The following is a 23,104-nucleotide window of genomic DNA, read 5'->3' on the forward strand; positions in this document are numbered from 1 at the left end:
AATCTTCGATTTTGTGTGAATCGCTTTCGCTGTGTGCGTGGGAGACTTACGCCAAATTAGTCAGGTGAAATTAATATTTTACTTTTTCTTAGTTTCTTTGGAGTGCTTCATACACTCCTGGCAAACAGCCTTTATTTTAAGTTCATGTTCTATAAGCACAAATCCTGTCTTATTTTTTATTAGTTCCTCCACAGGCATCATTGGACAATCTATTTCAACTTCTTTATGACAAAGACTACATTCAATCACATGCTTATGCTTGTGATCTTTAATTTTATAATTGTATTTTCCTTCACCTAGATTAAATTTTTCAATTATATCTTTACGTTCAAACAAATCTAAGCTTCTATATACTGTAGACAGATCCACATTATGACCCTTTTCCTTACACTGTTCATATATACTATCTGCACTTATAGCCTGAGAGTAATTATCTATGATCTCTAGTATAATTACTCTTCCTCGAGTAACTTTAATTTTTTTTTCTTTAAGAAAAGCCTCGTAGTCCATAATATCACCTTGTATAATTTTTATTTTTATTATATCACAATTACTAGCTATTGGTATATTACAAGAAATAGTACTGAGTATATATAATTTTTATTTTTACCTAATATTTATTTTTAGATATAGATATATTTATTACATCTATATCTAAAAAAACATCATTTTTAACCCGAATAATATAAGAATTATACCTCCTACAAAGTCAGAGTATTTAGTAATCACATCTATTTTTCTTAAATACCTTGAGATAATAAAGGCTATGCAGGATAAAACTCCAGTTACAAATCCTATAAATAAAGTTTGTGATAGTATTGCAGTATAATTTAATATATTACTAAAAACAGTAAATCCAACTACCAAAGCATCTATACTAACTGATGCTCCAAGGACAATATACATTTTAGGATCTAATAATAAAGTATCTGACTTTTTTTCAAAGCCCTCTTTTATCATAAATACTCCAACTATGGAAATAATCATGCCGCCTATTAACTGCGGCACGGAAGCAACATATGTATTAAATAAAAGGCCTATATATGCACCAATTAGAGAAAATAAAAATTGAAAAAATCCAAAGGAAAAGCAAAATTTAATTTTATGCTTTCTTGCCATGCAATTACATAGTCCTATACTTATAGCTACACCAAAAGCATCTAAAGATAATGCTAATGCAATTAAGAATAAAGAATAAATATTCATAAAAATCCTCCTGTAAGCGTCTGAAAATAAATAGAAGTGCAAAAATTTTACATCTATTTTGTCTAAAGACCAGCACATTGGCTAGCTAATTTTTCAAGATGCCTTAAATTTAAATTCTAGCTAGTTAATATAGTAATTATACTTTTAGTAAATTTTTGTTTATTATAATTATATTTATTATTTACTCTATTTATATTAATATATAAATTTTTAATATAAAAATTTTAAAATTGAATATAAAAAACTTTTATGTTAAAATGTTTTTGGGTAGTATCCTTAAAGAACTGCACCGTAAGTGTTATTAATGTTTAAAATTTTTGCTCATATCCTTTGAATGAGACAGCTACAAAGAGAATAATCCTAATGTTTTTAGGTTTCAATCAAGTATTAACTTTATAATAAAATTTATTATAAGGCTTATTAACCTCTGCGGTCTTTTTCACACATTAACACTTTGCAAGCATTTTTTTGGATATCCTATCCTATATTATGTGTGATTCTTCCCATTAAATTAAATCTTTATTAAAAATTTTATATAGCTAATTTATTCATTGTGTTAAGTTTACACAAACTATCCATAGCATGTCGCTGTAAAAGTCTTAACAAGTGAAAATTTTTAAGATTTTATTTACATTTTTCAAAAGCGGTAAAATAATTTAGAATAATAGCATTATTAAAGCGATAAAACACTGAATAAAATAATTTTTGGAGGTAGAAATTATGAAAAACACTTCTTCAACCTTTGTATCTGCAAAACAAAAGGGAGAAAAATTGGCAATGCTTACGGCCTATGATTATTCCACAGCAAAGCTTATAGATGCTTCAGGTATGGATGGCATTTTAGTTGGGGACTCTTTAGGCATGGTATGTTTAGGATATAAGGATACTTTAAGCGTAACTATGGAGGATATGATTCACCATACCAAGGCTGTAGCTAGAGGTACTAAAAATGCATTATTGGTCAGTGATATGCCCTTTATGTCCTATCAAACTTCTGTGTATGATGCTGTTAAAAATGCCGGAAGGCTTATTCAGGAAGGAAATGCTGAAGCCGTTAAGCTTGAAGGCGGAACTTTAATCTACGAACAAATTAAAGCAATTGTAAGCGCACAGATTCCAGTAATGGGCCACATAGGTCTCACTCCTCAATCCGTAAATGTTTTTGGCGGTTTTAAAGTTCAAGGAAAAGAAGATTACCAGGCAAAAAAAATTATAGAAGATGCTAAAGCTTTAGAAGACGCTGGCGTTTTTTCAATAGTATTGGAAGGAATACCCTCAAGACTGGCTGAAATAATAACTAATTCCATATCTATACCAACTATAGGCATTGGTGCTGGTAAATACTGTGACGGACAAATTCTTGTATATCAAGACATGCTTAGTATGTTTCCAGATTTCAAGCCAAAATTTGTTAAAGCCTATGCCAACATGGGTGAATCTATGTCCACTGCATTTAAATCCTATATTAATGAAGTAAAACAATCTGTTTTCCCTGATGAAGAACATAGTTTTAAAATAAATGATAATATATTAAGCAAGCTATATTAGATGTATACAAATAAAATAGGCTGATATACTGATAATTATGAGAAAAGCTACCTTAGAAAGGATGTTAAAAATGGAAACTGTACACACTATACAGGAAGCAAGAAAAATAATAAAAGCATGGAAAAGAGATGGCCTTACTGTGGCCCTTGTACCCACTATGGGTTTTCTTCATGAAGGACATGAAAGTTTAGTAAAAAAAGCTGCTTCTGAAAATGATAAAGTAGTAGTAAGTATATTTGTCAATCCAATTCAATTTGGACCAAATGAGGATCTGGAAGCTTATCCAAGGGATCTAGCTAAAGATAAGCTTGTTTGTGAAAATGCTAACGCAGATTTAATTTTCAACCCTTCTCCTGAAGAAATGTACTTTGATAATGCAGTTACTTCAGTAACTGTAAAGGAACTTACAGAGGGTTTATGTGGTTCTAAACGTCCTGTTCATTTTCAGGGTGTATGTACTGTAGTTTCAAAATTATTTAATATAGTAGTTCCTGATAGAGCCTATTTTGGTGAAAAAGATGCACAGCAGCTGGCAGTTATAAAGAGAATGGTTCGAGATTTGAATTTTGACATAGACATTGTAGGCTGTCCTATTGTAAGAGAAGAAGATGGCCTAGCTAAGAGTTCCAGAAATACTTATCTTTCCAAAGATGAAAGAAAAGCTGCTGTTGTGCTAAATGAAAGCCTTAATTTGGCTAAAGAAGCTTTAAGATCTGGAGAACAATATGCTTCCAAATTAGCTGGTATTATTTCTAAAAAAATTTCCAGTGAACATCTTGCCAAAATTGACTATATAGAAATAGTGGATAGCTTAGAATTAAAGCCAGTTTGCAAAATAAGTTCCTCTATTCTTGTGGCAATAGCTGTATATATTGGTAACACAAGACTTATAGATAATTTCACTTGGGATATTAAATAAACTTACTGCTGTGGAGGTACCGTAAATGAAATTAAGCATGTTAAAATCAAAAATACACAGAGCAACTGTCACAGAGGCAAAACTAAATTATGTGGGCAGTATAACAATAGACAGTAAATTAATGAAAGAGGCAAATATAATAGAATATGAAAAAATACAGGTAGTAAATATAAATAATGGCAGCAGAATCGAAACCTATGTTATTGCTGGTGAAAGCGGCAGTGGTGTTATATGTCTTAATGGTGCAGCTGCAAGATATGCCCAGGCAGGAGACAAGGTCATATTAATGACTTATTGCGAAATGGAGGAAGAAGAAGCAAAGCTTCACAAGCCTATTGTAGTATTTGTAAAAGAGGACAACTCCATTTCTGGAATTACAACCTACGAAAGACATGGTGAAATAAAATAATTATAAAAAGATTGGTTTAAAAGTAAAATTTTCTTTTAAACCAATCTTTTTATCAATAAATCTTATAAACAAATATAATTTCATATATATATTTATTATTTTCCCATCTGAGTTTAAATGAATAATTCTTTATTATATATAACTATTCTGCTGTTTCACTACTTTCATTATTCATAGTGCTGTGATTTTTACTGTATGCAAAATATACAATAATTCCTAGCAAAAACCAAACTACGAATCTAAATTTTGTTATGTTAGGAAGCATATATATTAATACAGCACAGAATATTACAGAAATAGCTGGTGTAAAAGGAGCTCCAGGACATTTAAATCCTCTCTTAATATCTGGTCTTCTGTATCTTAAAACTACAACTCCTATGGACACTATTATAAAGGCTGCAAGAGTACCTATATTAGTCAACTCTGCCAAATCTCCTATAGGAATAAATCCTGCAATTACCATTGTAACTATTCCAACTAAAAGTGTACTTTTAACCGGTGTCTTAAATTTATGATGAACCTGACCAAATACCTTAGGTAAAAGACCATCTCTTGACATAGCAAAGAAAATTCTTGTCTGTCCAAACATCATAACTAATAATACTGATGTAATACCACAAATAGCACCTACTGAAACCAATGCTGAGCCCCAGTTAATACCTATTTGTTTAAGAGCAAAAGCTACTGGCGCTGCTGTATCTTTAAATTGTAAATATGGAACTACCCCTGTAAGTATTGCTGATACAATTATATATAGGGCAGTACAAAGTAAAAGTGATAATACAATCCCCTTTGGTAAATCCTTCTGAGGATTTTTAACCTCTTCAGCTGCTGTAGATACTGCATCGAAGCCTATATAGGCAAAGAATACAATAGCTGCTCCACTAAAAACTCCACCCCATCCAAAAGGCATAAATGGATGCCAGTTAGCAGGTTTTACGTGTCCAACTGCTAATACTATAAATAGAAATATAACAATTAACTTTATTGCAACTATTATATTATTTACTCTTGAGCTCTGTTCTACACCAGAAACTAAAAGATAAGTAATAACAAGAATTATTAATACTGCTGGCAGGTTAACAATTCCTCCCTCCAATGGAGAACTTGTAATAGCCTTTGGCAAATTAATTCCAACGGCTCCCAATAGATTAACTGCATAAGCTGACCATCCAACAGCTACTGCTCCAATTGCCACCATGTACTCAAGTATTAAATCCCAGCCTATAATCCATGCCCAAAATTCTCCAAGAGCAGCATAACTATAAGTATAAGCACTACCTGCCACAGGTACAGTTGATGCAAACTCTGCATAACATAAAGCTGCAAAGGCACAAGCAAGTCCGGATACAATAAAAGATAATATAAGTGCTGGTCCGGAATACTTGGCAGCTGCTACACCTGTAAGAACAAATATACCTGTTCCGATAATTGCTCCAACCCCAAGCATTGTAAGTTCAAGTGGTCCAAGAGCTTTTTTTAGAGAGTCCTTTCCCTTTGTTTCGGCAATGAGACTCTCAATGGGTTTTGTTCTAAAAATATTATTCATGAAAATTCCTCCTTATTATGTCTGTATTGTTAAATCCCATTGATTTTTTAACAATTTCCTTATTTATTATATCATCAATTATGAAAATTTCAATACCAGATGTCTATTTTTAAAAAATCAATAATAGCAGAAGGAATTTTATCAATTACCAGTTTTATACATTAGTTTTTAGAACATATTATAAGCTTTTTATTACTATTATTCTTCTTCAATACATACAAGTCCTACAAGACCAGGTCCACTATGAACACCAGATACCGGGCTAATACATCCACCATAATACACAGATGTTATGTTAGAAAGCTTCTCCACGGACTCTTTTACTTTAAGTACATCTTCTTTGGCGTTGCCATCAACTACGAAGGCTCTACACTTCTTATTTTTTGAAATCTGCTCTGCTATTTCAATAACTTTACTTAAAGCTTGTTTCTTGCCTCTAGCTTTACCATAGGTATAATAGTTACCCTCCTTATCTGTAGATATTATAGGTTTTAGATTTAATAGAGTTCCAATAGTTCCTGCCACTTTTCCTATTCTCCCGCCTTTGATAAGATATTCCAAGGTATCCACTACAAAGAACAGATGTATTCTATTTTGTATTGAGGGAATAGCATTAACTACTTGCTGAAAATTTTTTCCACCTTCTAAAAGCTTGGCGCACTCTTCAACTAAAGCGCCTTCTCCTAATGATATGGATTTTGAATCACAAATATAAGACTTTATCTTTGGATGATTTTTACTTACTAAGGTTAACCCATTATATATTCCTGAAAGTCCGCTGGATAGAGTTATTCCAATGACATGAGTGTACCCTTCTTCTTCTAGTTTACTATAGGTATCTTCCATATCCTGAAGTGCTGGCATAGAAGATGTAGGCACCTCTTTCTTTAATCCACTATAAACCTCTTCAGAGGTAATTTCTATTTTATCCTTATATTCTCTATCTTTATATATTATTCTAAAAGGTAAAACATATATATTGTATTTATTTACTATCTCCTGGGGTAGATCTGCTGTAGTATCAGTTATTAATGCCACTCTTTCCATACTAATTCCTCCCAAAGCATACAAAGTAATATGTACTAGAATTCCATATTTACTTCTTATTTATTCCAATATATCTAAATATTTTTATTATATTATATCATTTTAACTGGTGATTAAGATACATATTTGCAATTTATTTAGGATTAGTACATTATCCAATATATCCACCTGGACATTTTGATAATATACTTACTACATTCATTAACCTTACTGGTGAAACATTTTTACTTTATATTGATGGATTTTGCTGCTATATAAAATTAACATAAACAGAATTCTTGGCATCAGGTGGAGTTTTTGTTTATGACCTCTGATGCTTACTAACAGAGTTCTTAGTATCAGTATTTTTGATACTTAGAAATTGTTGTCCTTTAGGGTAAGTCGTTATCCAGGGACATAGCCACTCTTTACTCCCACTTTGAAGAAAAGCAGAGAACCAAAATCTTAGATTTTGTGTGAATCGCTTTCGCTGTGTGCGATGGTAGTATTAGAGTGGTTAGTCATCGGATAAATTATAAAGAACTATAAAATCATTAAAAATTTTATAGTTCTTACCTTCATATTTAAAAAAATATTTTTTATTTAGCTAACTCATAAATAGTATGAGCATATATTTTGGCATTGAGTATTAAATCCTCAATTTCAATGTATTCATTTGCCTGATGATCTAAATCAGGCTTACCTGGAAATATAGGTCCAAAGGCTACTATATTAGGCATTTCCTTGGCATAAGTTCCTCCTCCAATAGATAACAGCTTAGGTTCATCTCCAGTCTGTTCCTTATAAACCCTTTGTAGAGTTTTAATTAGTGGATGATTTTCTGGGAAATATAGAGGCTCTTGATGCTGCATATTTTCAACTCTTATTCCTGTATCCTTTATTCTATCCTCTAATGGATTCATTAAATCTTCATAAGATTTAGTAACAGGATATCTCACATTTAGTGTCAATCTAGCCTTATCTTCATTTATGTCAGCCACACCCAAATTAAAGGAAAGTTTACCTGATACATCGTCTGAAAGCCCTACACCAAAAGATTCACCATTGACCTCAAAGCCCACATATCTATTAAAGAAATTTATAAATTTTCCTATGTCTGAACTTCCAAGATCAAGCTCACCTAGAAATGCAAAAAGCTGCATAATAGCATTTTTACCAAGCTGCGGTAAACTTCCATGAGCAGAAACTCCATAGGATTTTACTATCACCATATCCTCTTTTTCCTCTATCTTCAAATCATATCCAGTCCTTTCTGAAAACTGCTCACAGCTTTCAATTAGAACACTCCTTAAATCAGCCTTGATTCCTGCTTCACAATAATCAGGAACCATATTTGCCTTTTGGCCACCTTTAATATACTTTATAGTAAAATCCCCTTGTGGCTTTATATTTAGATCCTTAACAAAGTCAAATATAGTTATTCCCTTTTCTCCATTTATAATTGGATACTCTGCATCTGGTGTAAAGCCAGCTATTGGAGGCTTTTCTCTATCCAAATAATATTTAAGTTCCTTACTTCCTGATTCCTCATTGGTTCCAAAAATAATTCTTACTTTTTTGGAAAGAGGTAATTTAGCATCTACTATAGCTTTAAGTGCAAATAACGCAGAGATAATAGGTCCCTTATCATCTGTAGCTCCTCTTCCATAAATTTTTCCATCATGTATTTCTGCAGCATAAGGAGGATATTTCCATCCATCACCTTCTGGCACTACATCAAGATGACCAAGTGCTGCAACATATTCATCGCTCTCTCCATATTCCGCATATCCCACATAATTATCTAAATTCACTATTTTAAAGCCCAAATTTCTTGCAATTTCAAGAGCAGTTTCCAATGCATTTGCCGGTCCTTCTCCAAAAGGCATTCCTGATTGTGGCTTTTCTTCTACACTTTTTACTCTTATAACTTCTTGAACCGCTTCAATAAGCTGATCTTTAAGATTATCTATATTATTATTAACATCCATAAAATTCCTCCTAATAATTAACCTTATTATATTATAAACTTTATATGTAAATTTTATCAACTAAATATTATTAATGCTTTTAATAATAAGATGAGGAATTGCATTATCAATATTAACCTTTTTTAATAGTAAAAATATACTGTTTAATTATAATTTTTCAACTATAGAATAAATAACATCACATAAATAATTGAATTTATTAGAGAATATCTAATGAGGTGACGATTAATGAAAAAGAAGATTTTAATACTTTCACTATTTATTTCTCTTATATTCTCCACTGCTGTCTTTGCTCAAGATTTAGTATATATTGTTAAGCCAGGAGATACACTTTGGAAAATAGCTGTAGCAAATCAAACAGGTCTTAGTGAGTTAATAGCTAAAAATCCGCAATTAGCTAATCCAAATTTAATTTACCCCGGTAATAAGGTAAATATACCAAATATGAATGATACAAAGGCAGCAGAAGCAGAAGTTATAAGGCTCGTTAATATTCAAAGAAGCAAAAACGGTTTACAGCCTTTAGCTGCTAACTGGCAAGTTGGAAGAGTAGCCAGGTATAAATCACAGGATATGATTAATAAACATTATTTTTCCCATACTTCTCCTACTTATGGTTCCCCTTTTAATATGATGGAAACTTTTGGAATAAAATTTTCAGCTGCTGGAGAAAACATAGCGATGGGACAGAGAACTCCTGCAGAAGTTGTAAATGCCTGGATGAACTCACCAGGACATAGAGCAAACATATTAAATCCTTCTTATACTCAAATAGGTGTTGGTCTTGCCAAAGACAGCAATGGCACATGCTATTGGACTCAGATGTTTATAAAACCTATGTAGGTGGATAATTTTAAAATAATAATACTCTTAGGATAAGATGCTTATGTCATCATCCTAAGAGTATTATTTTAAAATAATCGCACTATACTCTCATACATTCAAAAATAAAATTTTAATTTGACCTCTAGTCTCTCTAGTCAGTCAACATACCCTTTTTTATAGTTGAATGGCTTTAACCTCTAGTTTATCTAGTCGGTAAAATTGAACTCTCCTATGTTAATTAACTGTCATTATACTTCTTACCATTTTAGTTAAAAGTTCAATAAAATTATTATATTTATTAACTGCTAATAATTACAAAATCGTTATTATTAAATTCAATAACGTAAGGTTAAGTTTAATTACTATAAAGATTACACATAAAAACCATCTCTACAATAAATTCAACTTAACCTCTAATTTCTATAGTCAGTTAATTAAATATTATTTTTTAAATTAATTATATACTTTACTTATTTCTTTGTCAAGAAAAATTCCATTAAATATTTTAACTATTTTTTAGTGCATTTTCATAAGTGCCCAATATCTTCACTTTATTACTTACGGAAATGTTCTCAATAGCTTCCTTTAAATCTTTATCTTCTAAATAATTACCATCTACATCAATAAAAAAGCAATATTTTCCTAGTGCCTGTTTATTAGGATGTGATGATATAGACATCAGATTAATACCCCTACAGGAAAATTCATTTAATATACTAGCTAGTGAGCCTGGTTTGTCTTCAGTTTGAGTAATAATTAAAGAGGTTTTATATTTTTTTCCTTCAAATTGAGAATAATTTTGAGTTTCTTCAGAAACAACTATGAATCTTGTCTCATTTTCTTTAGAATCAGTTACATTTTCAATTTCATAGGGCAATTTAAATCCACTTTTAAGTATGTGCTGAGGTACTATAGCTGCCTCATGAATATTGCCATACTTTGCATTGATAAAAGACTCTCCATTACTTTCAGTGGTTATAATTTTTACATTACTATCAAACTGTTCTAAAAACTCACAGCATTGACCTTGAGTTTTAAATTGAACATATATCTTTTCTACGTCAGAAATATTTTTTGAATTTGCTACAAAAGAAAATTGGATTGGAATAATAATTTCATCTATTATTTTTAATTCTGTTTTTGATAAGAGGTCAAGTGTTGGCTGAACATAACCATCCAGTGCATTTTCAATGGGTATCACCCCTAAATTACATTCTTCTCCAATGGCTTTAAAGGCTTTTGTTATACTTGGGTAAAAAATTATATTTCCATTAAAATCTTTTTCATTATAGTATTTTTTAGCTGCTATTTCACAAAAAGTTCCTGATGGTCCAAGAGTGGCTATTTTTCTCATAAGTTATCTCCTAACTCAATAATTTTTCTATGCATTATATAACTTTATTTTACCACAAAAAGCATGTCACTGATTATTTTTTGATATCTTATACTTACAGTTTATAAGATGTCCACAAATAAGAGAATTGTCAAAAAATAATTATTAAATTTATTAAGTTTATCCCTGAATTTATTATTAATTTATCAATATTTTATTAAATAATTATGGATAGTATAAATTTAAAGTTTTTATATTTACAGCCCCTAATCAGTGCTGTATAATCAAAGTCAATACAAAGCAATGAACAGAAATAGTAGGGATATGTGAAATTTTCAGAGAACCGATGATGCTGTGATTTCGGTAATTTCAAAATCTTGAACTCGTCTGCAAGCTGTCTCCTGAAATTAGTAGGGTAGAACGTGTTCCTCCGTTATAAGGATAAATGGTAATTGCCGTTGATAAAGTGGGTTTTATAATGAAACTAATTAGAGTGGTACCGCGGGTTAGCCTCGTCTCTTTTATTGAGACGGGCTTTATTTATTTTACATGGAATTTTAGTTTAGTCATAGAATAAGAAATAACAAATCAAATTCGCTAGCACATTGATTTGTTATTTCTTTACAATAATGCATATTCAAATAACTAAATAGTCAGTTTTGACTTACTATTTATCTTTATATGCCTAATTTAAACAAAGGGGTTGATTTTGTGTCTTATTCAAAATATAGAAAATATCCTTCAGTTGATTTGAAAAATCGTCAATGGCCAGATAATCAAATTGAAAAAGCACCTAGATGGTGTAGTGTAGATTTACGTGACGGAAATCAGGCACTGCCAGTACCTATGAATGTTGAAGAAAAACTTAGAATGTATAAGTTACTTATAGATTTGGGCTTTAAAGAAATAGAAGTTGGCTTCCCAGCTGCCTCTAACACAGAATATACCTTTCTTCGTAAATTGATAGAGGATAATCTCATACCAGATGATGTAACTGTTCAAGTACTTACTCAATCAAGAGAACATTTGATTAAGAAAACTTTTGAAGCTTTAAAGGGTGCAAAAAATGCCATAGTGCATCTCTATAATTCTACTTCCGTACTACAAAGAAAAGTAGTTTTTAATAAGAGTAAAGAGGAAATAATTGATATAGCAGTAAGTGGTGCAAAACTTTTAAATGAATATAAAGAAAAATACCCTGAAACCAATTTTTCCTTTGAATATTCCCCTGAAAGTTTCACTGGAACTGAGCTGGACTATGCACTTGAAATATGTGAAGCAGTAGTAGATGTTTGGAAGCCAACATCAGAAAATAAGGTAATTATAAATTTACCTTCTACAGTAGAAATGGCTACTCCTAATGTATATGCAGATCAAATAGAATGGATCTGTAAACACATTAAGAATAGGGAGAATATTATAATCAGTCTTCATACTCACAATGACAGAGGTACCTGCACTGCCTCCAGTGAGTTAGGTCTTCTTGCGGGAGCAGATAGAATTGAAGGAACATTATTTGGAAATGGTGAAAGAACAGGTAATCTGGATATAGTTACCATGGCTATGAATATGTATTCCCAGGGTATAGATCCAAAATTGGATTTTTCAAATATATATAATGCAGTGAAGATATATGAAGAATGTACTAACATGAATGTTCATGAACGTCATCCCTATGCAGGTAAATTAGTTTACACAGCATTCTCAGGTTCTCATCAGGATGCTATAAGGAAAGGTCTTAAAGCTTTGGAAGAGGAAAGCAATCCTTATTGGGAAGTTCCTTATCTTGCCATAGATCCTCATGATTTAGGCAGAGAATATGAGGAAATCATTCGTATAAACAGTCAATCCGGTAAGGGCGGTACTGCTTATATTATGGAAAGTGATTTTGGGTTTATATTGCCTAAAGAAATGCACAAGGAATTTGGAGCTATTGTTAAAGAAAAATCTGATACTTTAGGTACAGAACTCAGTGCAGAACAGATATTTGAATTATTTGAAAATGAATATTTAGACAGAAAAACACCTTATACTTTAAAGAGCTATGAAACTGAATCAGTGCAAAATGTAGAGGATGATAAAAATGTGCTTAATATTAACGCCACTATAAATGTAGATGGAACTGATAAAAATATCGAAGGAACAGGTAATGGCCCCGTAGATGCTTTCTTCAATGCACTCCATGCTTCCAATATAAATGGATGTAGATTTATTTCCTATGATCAACATGCACTGGATAAGGGTTCTCGCTCTAAAGCAGTATCTTATATTCAAATAGAAAATAATAACAAGAGATATTTTGGAGTTGGTGTATCTGAAAATACAAATACCTCTTCTCTAAAAGCTTTAATTAGTGCTATTAATAGATGTAAATAGTGTAAATTAAAAGCCCTCTAAAGCTAAAAGGCTATAGGGGCTTTTAATTTTTTTATACAGCTTGTATACCTACCACATCATATCCAGCATCTTCAATGGCAGCTTTTATCTTTTCATCAGCTATACTTCCTACTTCTGCTTCAGCAAATTTATTCTCTAAGCTTACGTTTATAGCATCAGCTCCAATTTCCTTTAAAGCCTCCTCTACATGTTTTACACAATGTCCACAGCTCATTCCTTCAATTGATATTTTCTTTTTCATTTAAATCTCTCCCTTTTATTTTATATTTTATCCAACGGCTAACTGCTGTAGCCTTCCACTTTAAGTATCAGTAACAGTATCACACCTTTAGATAAGTATTTATGAATTTCAGTGGGAGAAACCGTCCCACTGGAATTAAAATTATATTAAGGCATATGAAAATAAATAGTAAGTCAAAGATGCGACGGATATTTTGAATCATACAAGGAAACAGGTTCTGAGGATAGTAAGCTATCTGAGGGTTCTGTTGACGCAGTAGGATTTAAAATAGGCTAGCATACTGACTAGTTATTTATTTGAATGTGCCTAAGTTAAAGGCTTAAATCTCTTTAGTCTAAGCGCATTTGTCAATACGGATACTGAACTGAAACTCATTGCCAGTGCAGCTATTATAGGATTTAAAAGTGGTCCTCCAAATAGATATAATATGCCCATGGCTACTGGTATTCCCAAGATGTTATAACCAAAAGCCCAAAATAAATTTTCTTTTATATTTTTTATAGTCTTCTTACTGAGCTCAATGGCTGTAGGTACATCCATCAAATCACTTCTCATAAGCACAATATCCGCTGATTCCATGGCTACATCAGTACCTGAACCAATAGCTATTCCTATATCTGCCTGTGCTAGTGCCGGAGCATCATTTATTCCATCTCCAACCATAGCCACCTTTTTACCTTCTGCCTGAAGTTTCTTTACTTCATTTGCCTTATCCTGTGGTAAAACTTCTGATAACACTCTATCTATACCTACCTGCTTTGCTATAGCTTCCGCTGTCTTTTTATTATCACCAGTAATCATAGCCACTTCAACCCCCATTTTATGGAGCTTTTCAATGGCTTTCTTACTATTTTCCTTAACAATATCTGCTACAGCTATAATACCCATAAGCTTCTCTTTTGAAGCTATATACATCGGAGTTTTACCTTCTCTAGCCAATCTATCAGATTCTTCTTCAAATCCAGTTAAAGATATACCGCTGCTATCCATTAATTTCTTATTTCCAAGTAATATTATCTTCGAATCTACGTTAACTTCGATTCCATGTCCCGGTATTGCTTTAAAATCACTGACATCTATTAATTCCACAGCATCTTCTTCTGCTCTTTTCACAATAGCTTCTCCTAAAGGATGTTCAGACCTTTTTTCTGCTGATGCAGCAATTTTAATTATATCTTTCTCATTTATCCCTTCAGTAACTATTATGTCTGTAACTTTAGGCTTCCCTTCTGTAATAGTTCCCGTCTTGTCAAAAACTATAGTCTGTATCTTGTGGGATGTTTCCAGTGCCACTCCACTTTTAATTAAGACTCCATATTCTGCTCCTTTTCCTGTACCTACCATTATTGCTGTAGGCGTAGCTAGACCAAGAGCACAAGGACAAGCTATTACAAGCACTGATATAAATATGGTTAAAGAAAACACACCACTCTTACCAGATATAAGCCATGCCAGAGAAGCTATAATTGCAAGAGTCATAACCACAGGAACAAAATATCCAGATATTATATCTGCCAGCTTAGCTATAGGTGCTTTTGAACCCTGTGCATCTTCCACCAATTTAATAATTTGTGAAAGCGCAGTGTCCTTACCTACCTTAGTAACTTTGTATTTTATAGATCCATTTTTATTTATACTGGCACCAATGATTTTATCACCAATATTTTTTTCTACTGGTATACTCTCCCCTGTGAGCATAGACTCGTCTACAGAAGTATTGCCTTCTACCACTTCTCCGTCTACAGGCATCTTTTCACCAGGCTTAACTATTACAATATCATTAATCTCTACTTCATCTATAGGAATTTCTATTTCTTTTGCATCTCTAATTATAGTAGCAGTTTTAGGTGCAAGTCCCATAAGTTTTTTTATGGCTTCGGAAGTCTTGCCCTTAGATACAGCTTCCATATATTTTCCCAGTGTAATAAGTGTTAAAATAACTCCAGCGGATTCAAAATATAATTGAATTTCACCAGTTCCTAAAAATAACTCTTCAATAACACCATAAAGACTATATAAAAAGGCAGCTGAAGTTCCCAGTGCAACCAATGAATCCATATTAGGACTTAATTTTATAAGTGATCTAAAGCCAATAATAAAATATTTTCTTCCTTCAATTATAATTGGCAATACTAAAGCTAATTCTATTACCCCATAAATTTTAGGATGCATCATGGGACTTATATTCATTGGAAGCCCTATATTGAACCATTCCAGTATCATTGGTCCCATAGCTACTATTAGAAGAGGAACTGCAAATATAGCTGATATGACAAATCTTTTCCAAATAGCCTTTATTTGTTTTTCTTTTTTTTCTCTATCCGTATCAACAGTTGTTTCCTCTTCTAAAGCCTTATATCCAGCTTTTTCTATTGCCTTTTTAATGTCCCCAACTCTAACTTTTGACGGTTCAAAGGTAATATTCAATTTTTCTGTGGCAATATTTACATTTGCTTCAAGCACACCATCCAATTTTTTACAAGCTCTCTCTACTGCTTTTACACATGCTGCACAAGTCATTCCCTCTATTTTTAAAATCTTATTTGTAGACTCAATTAATGCCTTGTATCCGGCCTTCTCAATTGCCGCCTGAATATCTGGTATAGAAACTTTAGCTTCATCAAAGCTTATATTTAATTTTTCCGTAGCAAGATTGACATTGGCTTCTTCTACACCCTCAAGTTTTTTTGAAACCCTCTCTACAGCCTTTGCACAGGCAGCACAGGTCATTCCCTCTATTTTTAGAGTCTTACTTACTTCCATTATATTTTTCCCCCCTTTATTTTCCCATAAGTCTGCCAAGCAAGTCTATTATCTCATCAACCTTCTTATCACCATTATCATGCATGAAAGCATCCTTTACACAATGATTTAAATGTTGTTTTAATATGAGCATATTTGCTTTCTTTAAAAGAGATTGTGCTGCAATAATTTGATTGGATACATCAATACAATATCTTCCTTCTTCTATCATTTTTATTATTCCCTCTATTTGCCCTTTTGATGTTTTTAATGCCTTCACTGCATCTAATTTTTCATTATTCATAAAATATATCCACCTCCCCCCTGAGGGGTGATATTATTGTAACAAAATAATTGATAATGATACTTATTATCTATTTACTTGTTTAAAATCATTATAACATATTTTTGTGTAGATTTTGTGTAGATTATAATATTTTATAATTCATAATGTAAATATTGATTATCTCACAAAAAGTATATCTAATAAAATGTATATACTTTTTGTGACGGATATTTCAAATTGAAGCTATTCGTCCACAAGTCTATATCCTACTCCAACCTCAGTATATATGTACTCAGGCTGAGCAGGATCTTTTTCTATCTTTCTTCTCAGATTCGCCATAAAAACTCTTAAAGATTGAGTTTCATTTCCCACAGATGTACCCCAAATTTCATGGATAATAAAATTGTGGGTAAGCACTTTACCTGAATATTTACAAAGTAATGACATTATTTTATATTCTATGGGAGTAAGATGTATTTCTTCATCTTCTAACGTTACTCGCCTTTTTTGAAAGTCAATAAACAGATTCTTCACCTTGAAAGTATTAATCACTTCATTTTTATCTTTATCTAATCCAGTATGTCTTAGAGATACACGAATTCTCGCAAGAAGTTCTCCTATGCCAAAAGGTTTAGTTAAATAATCATCTGCCCCTTTGTCAAGTGCTTCAACTTTTTGTCTTTCATTTTCTCTTGCTGATACAATTATAATTGGAATACTAGACCACTCTCTTACTTTGGATATAACTTCAATTCCATCAATATCTGGAAGCCCTAAGTCTAATATTATAAGATCAGGCCTATTGGCCATTGAAAGTACAATTGCCTCATTTCCTTTATCGGTTTCAATATATCTATACCCTTGAGTAGCTATTGCTGCAGTTATAAAATTTCTTATTGGTTTGTCATCCTCAACAACAAGTATATATGGCTTATTTTCCATATTCAATCCCCTTCTCCTCATTATTTTAATATTTTTACAAAAGAATAATAATCTACTTTTTTAAATTTTTATTTTCCTTTGGAATATTAAATGTAAAGATAGCTCCCCCACCTTTTTTATTGGCAGCTGCAATTTTACCTCCATGAGCTTCTACTATTGACTTACAAATAGCAAGTCCTAGACCAACACCTCTTCTTGAATCGGATACTTTACTACCATTTGTAAAAAATCTTTCAAATATATTAGGTAATATCTTTTCTTCTATTCCACAGCCATTATCAATTACTTGAAAAATCACATCATCTTTATTTTCATGAACCTTTATTTCTATAACAGAGTCTTTAGGGGAAAATTTAACAGCATTATCCAGTAAATTTATAATAACCTGCTCGATTAGATTACCATCCATGGGAACCATTATAATTTTTTCTGGAACATTAACTCTTATTTTATGATCTTTAGAATATTTAGAACTCCTCTGCACCGCTTCAGATACTACCTCCTCTACTAATTCCACATTTCTAATAATCTCCATATTTCCTTCATCAAATTTAGTCATGCTAAGCAGATTTTCAACTAATCTTATAAGCCATTCAGTATCATCATAAATTCCGTTTAATAGCTCTTCTTTCGTCTTTTCAGATATAACCTTTCCCTTTTCCAAAATAGTACTTATGGAACCCTTAATCCCTGCAAGAGGACTTCGGAGATCATGAGAAATTGATCTTAATAAATTACTTCTAAGACGTTCTCTTTCAATCTGAACCTTGGAGGTTTCCTGCTCACTTGAAAGAATTTCTCTATCTAAGGCAATAGCTATCTGCCCTGTAATAGTCTGAACAATAAATTTTTGTTCAGGCTCAAGAAAGCCTTGTAAGCATGATACCCCAATAACTCCAAGTATTTTTTCCTGTATTTTTATAGGTATATAATATCCCTTAGCTCCATAAAAAGTATCAGTACCCTTACCAGCTTCCTTACCATTTAAAAGGCACCAGTAAGCTACTGCATTTTCATCTCTGCTTAAAATTTCATTTTCATTTTCACTCTTATTATTATATACAAATGAAGCTGAAAGCTTATTATCCTCAGACAAATATGCCACTACAGTTCTGTTAATTAATCTTGAAGTATATTTTATTCCTATGGAAATAACATCCGAAGCACCCACTGCACTTAAAAGCTTGCTACTGACCATATACAGTGTTTGGGTTCTTTTTTCCCTTGTATAAGAATTATTAGACTCCCTTTGTATTCTATTCGTAAGGTTTCCAACTATAAATGCCACTATAAGCATTATAGTAAAAGTAATTAAATAATTTTTATCATAAATTTGAAGTGAATACTTAGGCTCGGTAAATAAAAAATTAAACATTAATACTCCAACTATTGAGGCTATGACTCCAATAAAATATCCAGTTGTTCTTATATATACAATTATAACGCCCAATATAAGAATCATAATTTCATTAGTATCGTTTAGACCCATATAATCGAAAATTTGTGCAATTCCTGTGGCAATTCCTATAATTAATATTGATTCACTAATTTCTTTAAATGATGGATTGTTCCAGCCATTTAATTTTCGGATTAACTTTTCTCTTTTTTTCTTATACAATGAATTTGGTATTACATAAACATCAATATAAGCATTAGAATCCATAAGTTTGTCTACTACATCCTTTGCATAGAAGTGAAGTATTTTACTACTTCGTTTATAATTTTTTCCTATGACTAATTTAGTAATATTTCGAAACTTGGCATACTGTATTATTTGATCCGCTACATTATCTCCATATAATTGAGCTATTTCTCCTCCTAATTTCTCAGCTAAACTAAAATTTAAATTTAATCTCTTTTTATCTTCTTTACTTAAATTTTCCGCCTTGGTTGTAGAAATATATAGAACAACAAATTTTGAATGATAATTTTCTGCCATCCTTGCAGCAGTACGTATAACCTTTGCTGAGGATGGAGATGGACTAATACAGGCCAATATCTGTTCAGATGCTGGAATAACAGTAATTTCTCTTTTGGCTAGTCTCCCACTTTCCACTTCATAATTTACTCTATCTGCAATCCTTCTAAGTGCTATTTCTCTAAGTGCATACAAATTATTTCTGGTAAAGAAATTAAGCAACGCCCTTTTAACCTGCTCTATTCTATATATTTTACCACTCTTAAAACGATTTAAAAGCTCATCAGGTTCAATATCTACTATTTCTACCTTTTCAGCCTCATCAAATATTTTATCTGGAATAGTCTCCCGTACAGAAATATGCGTTATATTTTCTACAACATCATTTAAACTCTCAATATGCTGAACATTTACAGTAGTATATACATCTATTCCCGCTGCAAGAAGTTCTTCTATATCCTGCCACCTTTTTCTATTTCTCTGACCTATTCCATTAGTATGAGCAAGCTCATCTACCAATATTATCTTAGGCTTTCTTATTAGTGCCTTATCAATATCAAATTCTCTAAAAGTGCTTCCCTTGTATCTTATATTTTTCAGTTCTATTTTTTCCAGTCCTTTAGTTAAGGCTATGGTTTCAGGTCTGGCATGAGGCTCAATATAACCTATAACTATATCTTCACCTGATTCTTTAATTTCTTGGGCTTCCCTGAGCATTTCATAAGTCTTTCCCACACCTGCAGCATAACCAAAAAATATTTTTAACTTTCCCCTCATAGGCTTAATTTCTTCCTTTTCAATTTTATTTATTATATATTTAGATTAAAGTATTTTTAAAGAGATAACAAGTTAGTATATTGGTATATTTACCGTCATAACTTTGCATGCTTATATAATAAAACTTTAATTCATCATATAAGAAGATGACGAATTAAGACTGGAAAAATTTACACCCCTGGGGTGTAAATATTACCATTCATTACTTCGCCCTTTGCCACAATTCCAAATTAAAGTTATAAAAAATAAATTTATTAATTTCATTATTTATTTAAAATAGCTGCTATTTCAAGATTAACCTTAAGTACATTTACTCTAGATTCTCCAAAAATACCAAAAGTTCTGCCTTCTGTGTATTTATCAACTATTTTCTGAAGGTCTTCCTTACTTATACCTGTTGCCTTTGATACCGCAGGTATTTGAACCACAGCAGCCTTTGGACTTATATCAGGATCAAGTCCAGAACCAGAACTTGTAAGGAGATCTGTTGGTATATCTCCCTTTTGTACATCTGGATGAGTTTTCAGAAAATCATCCAAATCCTTTTGTACTCTCTCTTTTAAAACCTTATTTGATGGTCCTAAATTTTGAGAACCTGATGCAACCCCGGAGTAAGCTACTTTTCCACTTTTATCTGGTTTTGTATCCGCTTCCGTGTAGGTATTATAGTTTACCGAGGAAACTCTGCCTCTAAAAAATCTTGGGTCAGTAAAATTTTGACCTATTAATTCTGAGCCGACAGCCTTACCATTGGCTGTTATAATGCTGCCATTTGCCTGTTTAGGAAAGAGCATCTGACCTACTCCTGTTATAAAAAGCGGATAAATAATTCCGCAAATTATCATTAATGTAACAGTTAATCTAAGAGCTTTTTGAAGTATTTTCATGTTAAAACCTCCTATTTATTATGATGTATGAATTAACTAACCTAAATTAAAAACTCTAACTAATGGGGTTATAATCATATCTATAATTTTTATCCCTACAAAAGGTGCTATCACACCACCAAGTCCGAATATCAGCATATTTCTCAAAAGTAACATTTCTGCTTTCATAGGTCTATATTTTACACCTTTCATAGCAATGGGTATGAGAAGTGGTATTATTATAGCATTAAATATTAATGCTGACAGTATTGCGCTATTAGGTGTAGATAATTTCATAACATTCATAACTTGCATCTGTGGTATAGCTACTGTAAATATAGCTGGTATTATAGCAAAATATTTTGCAGCATCATTAGCTATACTAAAAGTTGTAAGTGAACCTCTTGTTATAAGGAGTTGCTTTCCTATTTCAACAACTTCCAATATTTTTGTAGGATTGGAATCCAAATCTACCATATTTGCAGCTTCCTTTGCAGCAGTAGTTCCACTGTTCATTGCAAGACCTACATCAGCCTGCGCAAGAGCCGGTGCATCATTAGTTCCATCTCCTGTCATAGCTACAATTTTACCCTCAGACTGTTCTTTTTTTATAACATCTATTTTATCCTCAGGTTTACACTCAGCCACGAACTCATCCACCCCTGCTTCTTTAGCAATGGTAGCAGCCGTAAGTGGATTATCACCCGTACACATTACAGTCTTAATACCAATTTCACGAAGCCTTTCAAACCTTTCCACAAGTCCGGGCTTAACGGTATCTTTTAAATATATAACTCCATAAATTTCATTGTTAACACATACTACTAGAGGTGTTCCACCTAATTTAGCAACTTTGTTTACCTCTTCCTCAAGCTCCTCAGGTATTTTACCCTTAAGTTCATTAACTCTCTTTTTTATGGCATCATAGGCTCCCTTCCTTATGCTGGTGCCATCTTCTAAGTCTACTCCACTCATTCTAGTTTGTGCTGTAAACTCCTCAAACTTTATATTCATATATTTATCTTTGTCTACTGAAGATCCTAATTTATTTCCAAGCTCAACTATAGACTTACCCTCTGGAGTATCATCACTTAAGGAACATATAACTGCATAATTTATAAGTTCTGTTTTTTCTGAACTTCCAACAGGAATAAAATCTGATGCAAGCCTGTTTCCAAAGGTTATAGTTCCAGTTTTATCAAGTATCATAGTATCTACGTCACCACAGGCTTCAACCGCTTTTCCTGACATAGCTATTACATTAAACCTGGTAACTCTGTCCATACCCGCTATACCAATGGCAGATAAAAGCCCACCTATAGTGGTTGGTATAAGACAAACTAAAAGTGCTATAAGTGTTGATATTGAAATTTTTACACCAGCATAACCTGCCATAGGATAGAGTGCCACAAGCACAATGAGAAAAATAAGTGTAAGACTTACAAGTATAGTACTAAGTGCAATTTCATTAGGTGTCTTTTGCCTTGAAGCACCTTCTACAAGGTTAATCATTTTATCTAAAAAAGATTCACCTGGAGTTGCTGTTATTTTTATTTTTAGCCAATCACTGGAAACCTTTGTTCCTCCTGTAACAGAAGCAAAATCTCCACCAGATTCCTTTACAACAGGAGCCGACTCACCGGTAATTGCGGATTCATCCACAGAAGCTATACCTTCTATAACTTCACCATCATTAGGAATTATATCTCCATTTTCCACCAAAACTATATCATCTTTTTTAAGTTCATTTGCACTTATTACTTTTACATCTCCATTAGGATCTAAAAGCTTTGCCATGGTATCCTTACGAGTTTTCTTAAGAGTTTCTGCCTGAGCTCTTCCTCTTCCTTCTGCCACCGCCTCTGCAAAATTTGCAAATAGAACCGTTATAAATAAAACTATTGTTACTATAAAATTATAAATTCTTAGATTGTTTCCTGTATCGCCAAATATATTGGGAAAAATTGTCAATATCAATGTTATAAGAAAACCAATTTCTACTACAAACATAACAGGATTTTTAATCATGTATTTGGGATTTAATTTTTTAAAACATTCTACAGATGCTTCTTTCACTATATCCTTTGAAATAAATTTAGATTTTTTATTTTCCATAATCATACACCAAC

At 32.2% G+C, this 23,104-nt stretch carries 18 protein-coding genes and 1 other annotated feature; of the genes, 5 read left to right on the top strand and 13 right to left on the bottom strand.

Going from position 1 to position 23,104, the window contains the following annotated elements; all coding sequences use genetic code 11:
* Positions 1-78 precede the first annotated feature (78 nt).
* Both ABF633_RS05970 and ABF633_RS05975 read right to left on the bottom strand, forming a co-directional pair.
* Complete coding sequence (locus ABF633_RS05970) at positions 79-510, bottom strand: Fur family transcriptional regulator (RefSeq protein WP_415522737.1); 432 nt, start codon at positions 508-510, stop codon at positions 79-81.
* A 144-nt stretch (positions 511-654) separates the two neighbouring features.
* Positions 655-1,206 carry a manganese efflux pump MntP family protein gene (locus tag ABF633_RS05975; RefSeq protein WP_415522738.1) on the bottom strand — a complete coding sequence of 184 codons (552 nt, stop codon included), beginning with the start codon at positions 1,204-1,206 and terminating at the stop codon, positions 655-657.
* Between the two features lie 720 nt (positions 1,207-1,926).
* Between ABF633_RS05975 and panB the strand changes: the two genes are divergently transcribed.
* The 3 genes from panB (at position 1,927) to panD (ending at position 4,082) form a co-directional block, all read left to right on the top strand.
* On the top strand, positions 1,927-2,754 hold the full coding sequence (gene panB / locus ABF633_RS05980; protein WP_415522739.1) for a 3-methyl-2-oxobutanoate hydroxymethyltransferase: 828 nt from the start codon (positions 1,927-1,929) through the stop codon (positions 2,752-2,754).
* A 70-nt stretch (positions 2,755-2,824) separates the two neighbouring features.
* Complete coding sequence (panC, locus tag ABF633_RS05985; RefSeq protein ID WP_415522829.1) at positions 2,825-3,673, top strand: pantoate--beta-alanine ligase; 849 nt, start codon at positions 2,825-2,827, stop codon at positions 3,671-3,673.
* Positions 3,674-3,698: 25 nt separating this feature from the next.
* A complete protein-coding gene (gene panD, locus ABF633_RS05990) occupies positions 3,699-4,082 on the top strand; it encodes an aspartate 1-decarboxylase (protein ID WP_415522740.1) in 384 nt (127 codons plus the stop codon).
* Between the two features lie 142 nt (positions 4,083-4,224).
* Here panD and ABF633_RS05995 read toward each other — a convergent pair whose 3' ends face one another.
* The 3 genes from ABF633_RS05995 to pepV all read right to left on the bottom strand — a co-directional run bounded on the left by ABF633_RS05995 (position 4,225) and on the right by pepV (position 8,648).
* Complete coding sequence (locus ABF633_RS05995) at positions 4,225-5,631, bottom strand: amino acid permease (RefSeq protein ID WP_415522741.1); 1,407 nt, start codon at positions 5,629-5,631, stop codon at positions 4,225-4,227.
* Between the two features lie 198 nt (positions 5,632-5,829).
* Positions 5,830-6,678, bottom strand: coding sequence for a DegV family protein (locus ABF633_RS06000; RefSeq protein WP_415522742.1), 849 nt, complete (start codon positions 6,676-6,678; stop codon positions 5,830-5,832).
* Between the two features lie 578 nt (positions 6,679-7,256).
* A complete protein-coding gene (gene pepV / locus ABF633_RS06005) occupies positions 7,257-8,648 on the bottom strand; it encodes a dipeptidase PepV (RefSeq protein ID WP_415522743.1) in 1,392 nt (463 codons plus the stop codon).
* A 228-nt stretch (positions 8,649-8,876) separates the two neighbouring features.
* Here pepV and safA point away from each other — a divergent pair, with 228 nt between their 5' ends.
* Positions 8,877-9,491 (top strand): SafA/ExsA family spore coat assembly protein, encoded by a 615-nt coding sequence (gene safA, locus ABF633_RS06010; protein ID WP_415522744.1) that lies wholly within the window; start codon positions 8,877-8,879, stop codon positions 9,489-9,491.
* A 487-nt stretch (positions 9,492-9,978) separates the two neighbouring features.
* Here the strand turns inward: safA and ABF633_RS06015 are convergent, their stop codons facing one another.
* On the bottom strand, positions 9,979-10,827 hold the full coding sequence (locus ABF633_RS06015) for a prephenate dehydratase (RefSeq protein WP_415522745.1): 849 nt from the start codon (positions 10,825-10,827) through the stop codon (positions 9,979-9,981).
* 273 nt (positions 10,828-11,100) lie between these two features.
* Positions 11,101-11,329: a binding site (T-box leader), on the top strand.
* A gap of 188 nt (positions 11,330-11,517) precedes the next feature.
* Between ABF633_RS06015 and leuA the strand changes: the two genes are divergently transcribed.
* Positions 11,518-13,182, top strand: a complete 1,665-nt coding sequence (leuA, locus tag ABF633_RS06020) for a 2-isopropylmalate synthase (RefSeq protein ID WP_415522746.1) — start codon at positions 11,518-11,520, stop codon at positions 13,180-13,182.
* A gap of 52 nt (positions 13,183-13,234) precedes the next feature.
* Here the strand turns inward: leuA and ABF633_RS06025 are convergent, their stop codons facing one another.
* From ABF633_RS06025 to kdpB, 7 genes are all read right to left on the bottom strand, one after another.
* The gene (locus ABF633_RS06025) at positions 13,235-13,444 is read right to left on the bottom strand and encodes a heavy-metal-associated domain-containing protein (RefSeq protein WP_415522747.1); all 210 of its coding nucleotides are present in this window, start codon (positions 13,442-13,444) and stop codon (positions 13,235-13,237) included.
* A gap of 306 nt (positions 13,445-13,750) precedes the next feature.
* Complete coding sequence (locus ABF633_RS06030) at positions 13,751-16,207, bottom strand: heavy metal translocating P-type ATPase (RefSeq protein ID WP_415522748.1); 2,457 nt, start codon at positions 16,205-16,207, stop codon at positions 13,751-13,753.
* Positions 16,208-16,223: 16 nt separating this feature from the next.
* The gene (locus ABF633_RS06035; protein ID WP_415522749.1) at positions 16,224-16,490 is read right to left on the bottom strand and encodes a metal-sensing transcriptional repressor; all 267 of its coding nucleotides are present in this window, start codon (positions 16,488-16,490) and stop codon (positions 16,224-16,226) included.
* A gap of 225 nt (positions 16,491-16,715) precedes the next feature.
* On the bottom strand, positions 16,716-17,414 hold the full coding sequence (locus tag ABF633_RS06040) for a response regulator (RefSeq protein ID WP_415522750.1): 699 nt from the start codon (positions 17,412-17,414) through the stop codon (positions 16,716-16,718).
* Positions 17,415-17,466: 52 nt separating this feature from the next.
* Complete coding sequence (locus ABF633_RS06045) at positions 17,467-20,109, bottom strand: ATP-binding protein (protein WP_415522751.1); 2,643 nt, start codon at positions 20,107-20,109, stop codon at positions 17,467-17,469.
* Positions 20,110-20,372: 263 nt separating this feature from the next.
* A complete protein-coding gene (locus ABF633_RS06050) occupies positions 20,373-20,996 on the bottom strand; it encodes a K(+)-transporting ATPase subunit C (protein WP_415522752.1) in 624 nt (207 codons plus the stop codon).
* A 36-nt stretch (positions 20,997-21,032) separates the two neighbouring features.
* Positions 21,033-23,090, bottom strand: coding sequence for a potassium-transporting ATPase subunit KdpB (gene kdpB, locus ABF633_RS06055; protein ID WP_415522753.1), 2,058 nt, complete (start codon positions 23,088-23,090; stop codon positions 21,033-21,035).
* Positions 23,091-23,104 lie beyond the last annotated feature (14 nt).

The organism is Clostridium sp. (genome assembly GCF_047718555.1).
Lineage (GTDB): Bacteria > Bacillota > Clostridia > Clostridiales > Clostridiaceae > Clostridium_I.

What these genes read in the sequence shown, in the direction of transcription:
- ABF633_RS05970 (WP_415522737.1), bottom strand. Translation starts at nt 510, where the DNA reads ATGGACTACGAGGCTTTTCTTAAAGAAAAAAAAATTAAAGTTACTCGA.
- ABF633_RS05975 (WP_415522738.1), bottom strand. Translation starts at nt 1,206, where the DNA reads ATGAATATTTATTCTTTATTCTTAATTGCATTAGCATTATCTTTAGAT.
- panB (WP_415522739.1), top strand. Translation starts at nt 1,927, where the DNA reads ATGAAAAACACTTCTTCAACCTTTGTATCTGCAAAACAAAAGGGAGAA.
- panC (WP_415522829.1), top strand. Translation starts at nt 2,825, where the DNA reads ATGGAAACTGTACACACTATACAGGAAGCAAGAAAAATAATAAAAGCA.
- panD (WP_415522740.1), top strand. Translation starts at nt 3,699, where the DNA reads ATGAAATTAAGCATGTTAAAATCAAAAATACACAGAGCAACTGTCACA.
- ABF633_RS05995 (WP_415522741.1), bottom strand. Translation starts at nt 5,631, where the DNA reads ATGAATAATATTTTTAGAACAAAACCCATTGAGAGTCTCATTGCCGAA.
- ABF633_RS06000 (WP_415522742.1), bottom strand. Translation starts at nt 6,678, where the DNA reads ATGGAAAGAGTGGCATTAATAACTGATACTACAGCAGATCTACCCCAG.
- pepV (WP_415522743.1), bottom strand. Translation starts at nt 8,648, where the DNA reads ATGGATGTTAATAATAATATAGATAATCTTAAAGATCAGCTTATTGAA.
- safA (WP_415522744.1), top strand. Translation starts at nt 8,877, where the DNA reads ATGAAAAAGAAGATTTTAATACTTTCACTATTTATTTCTCTTATATTC.
- ABF633_RS06015 (WP_415522745.1), bottom strand. Translation starts at nt 10,827, where the DNA reads ATGAGAAAAATAGCCACTCTTGGACCATCAGGAACTTTTTGTGAAATA.
- ABF633_RS06025 (WP_415522747.1), bottom strand. Translation starts at nt 13,444, where the DNA reads ATGAAAAAGAAAATATCAATTGAAGGAATGAGCTGTGGACATTGTGTA.
- ABF633_RS06030 (WP_415522748.1), bottom strand. Translation starts at nt 16,207, where the DNA reads ATGGAAGTAAGTAAGACTCTAAAAATAGAGGGAATGACCTGTGCTGCC.
- ABF633_RS06035 (WP_415522749.1), bottom strand. Translation starts at nt 16,490, where the DNA reads ATGAATAATGAAAAATTAGATGCAGTGAAGGCATTAAAAACATCAAAA.
- ABF633_RS06040 (WP_415522750.1), bottom strand. Translation starts at nt 17,414, where the DNA reads ATGGAAAATAAGCCATATATACTTGTTGTTGAGGATGACAAACCAATA.
- ABF633_RS06045 (WP_415522751.1), bottom strand. Translation starts at nt 20,109, where the DNA reads ATGAGGGGAAAGTTAAAAATATTTTTTGGTTATGCTGCAGGTGTGGGA.
- ABF633_RS06050 (WP_415522752.1), bottom strand. Translation starts at nt 20,996, where the DNA reads ATGAAAATACTTCAAAAAGCTCTTAGATTAACTGTTACATTAATGATA.
- kdpB (WP_415522753.1), bottom strand. Translation starts at nt 23,090, where the DNA reads ATGGAAAATAAAAAATCTAAATTTATTTCAAAGGATATAGTGAAAGAA.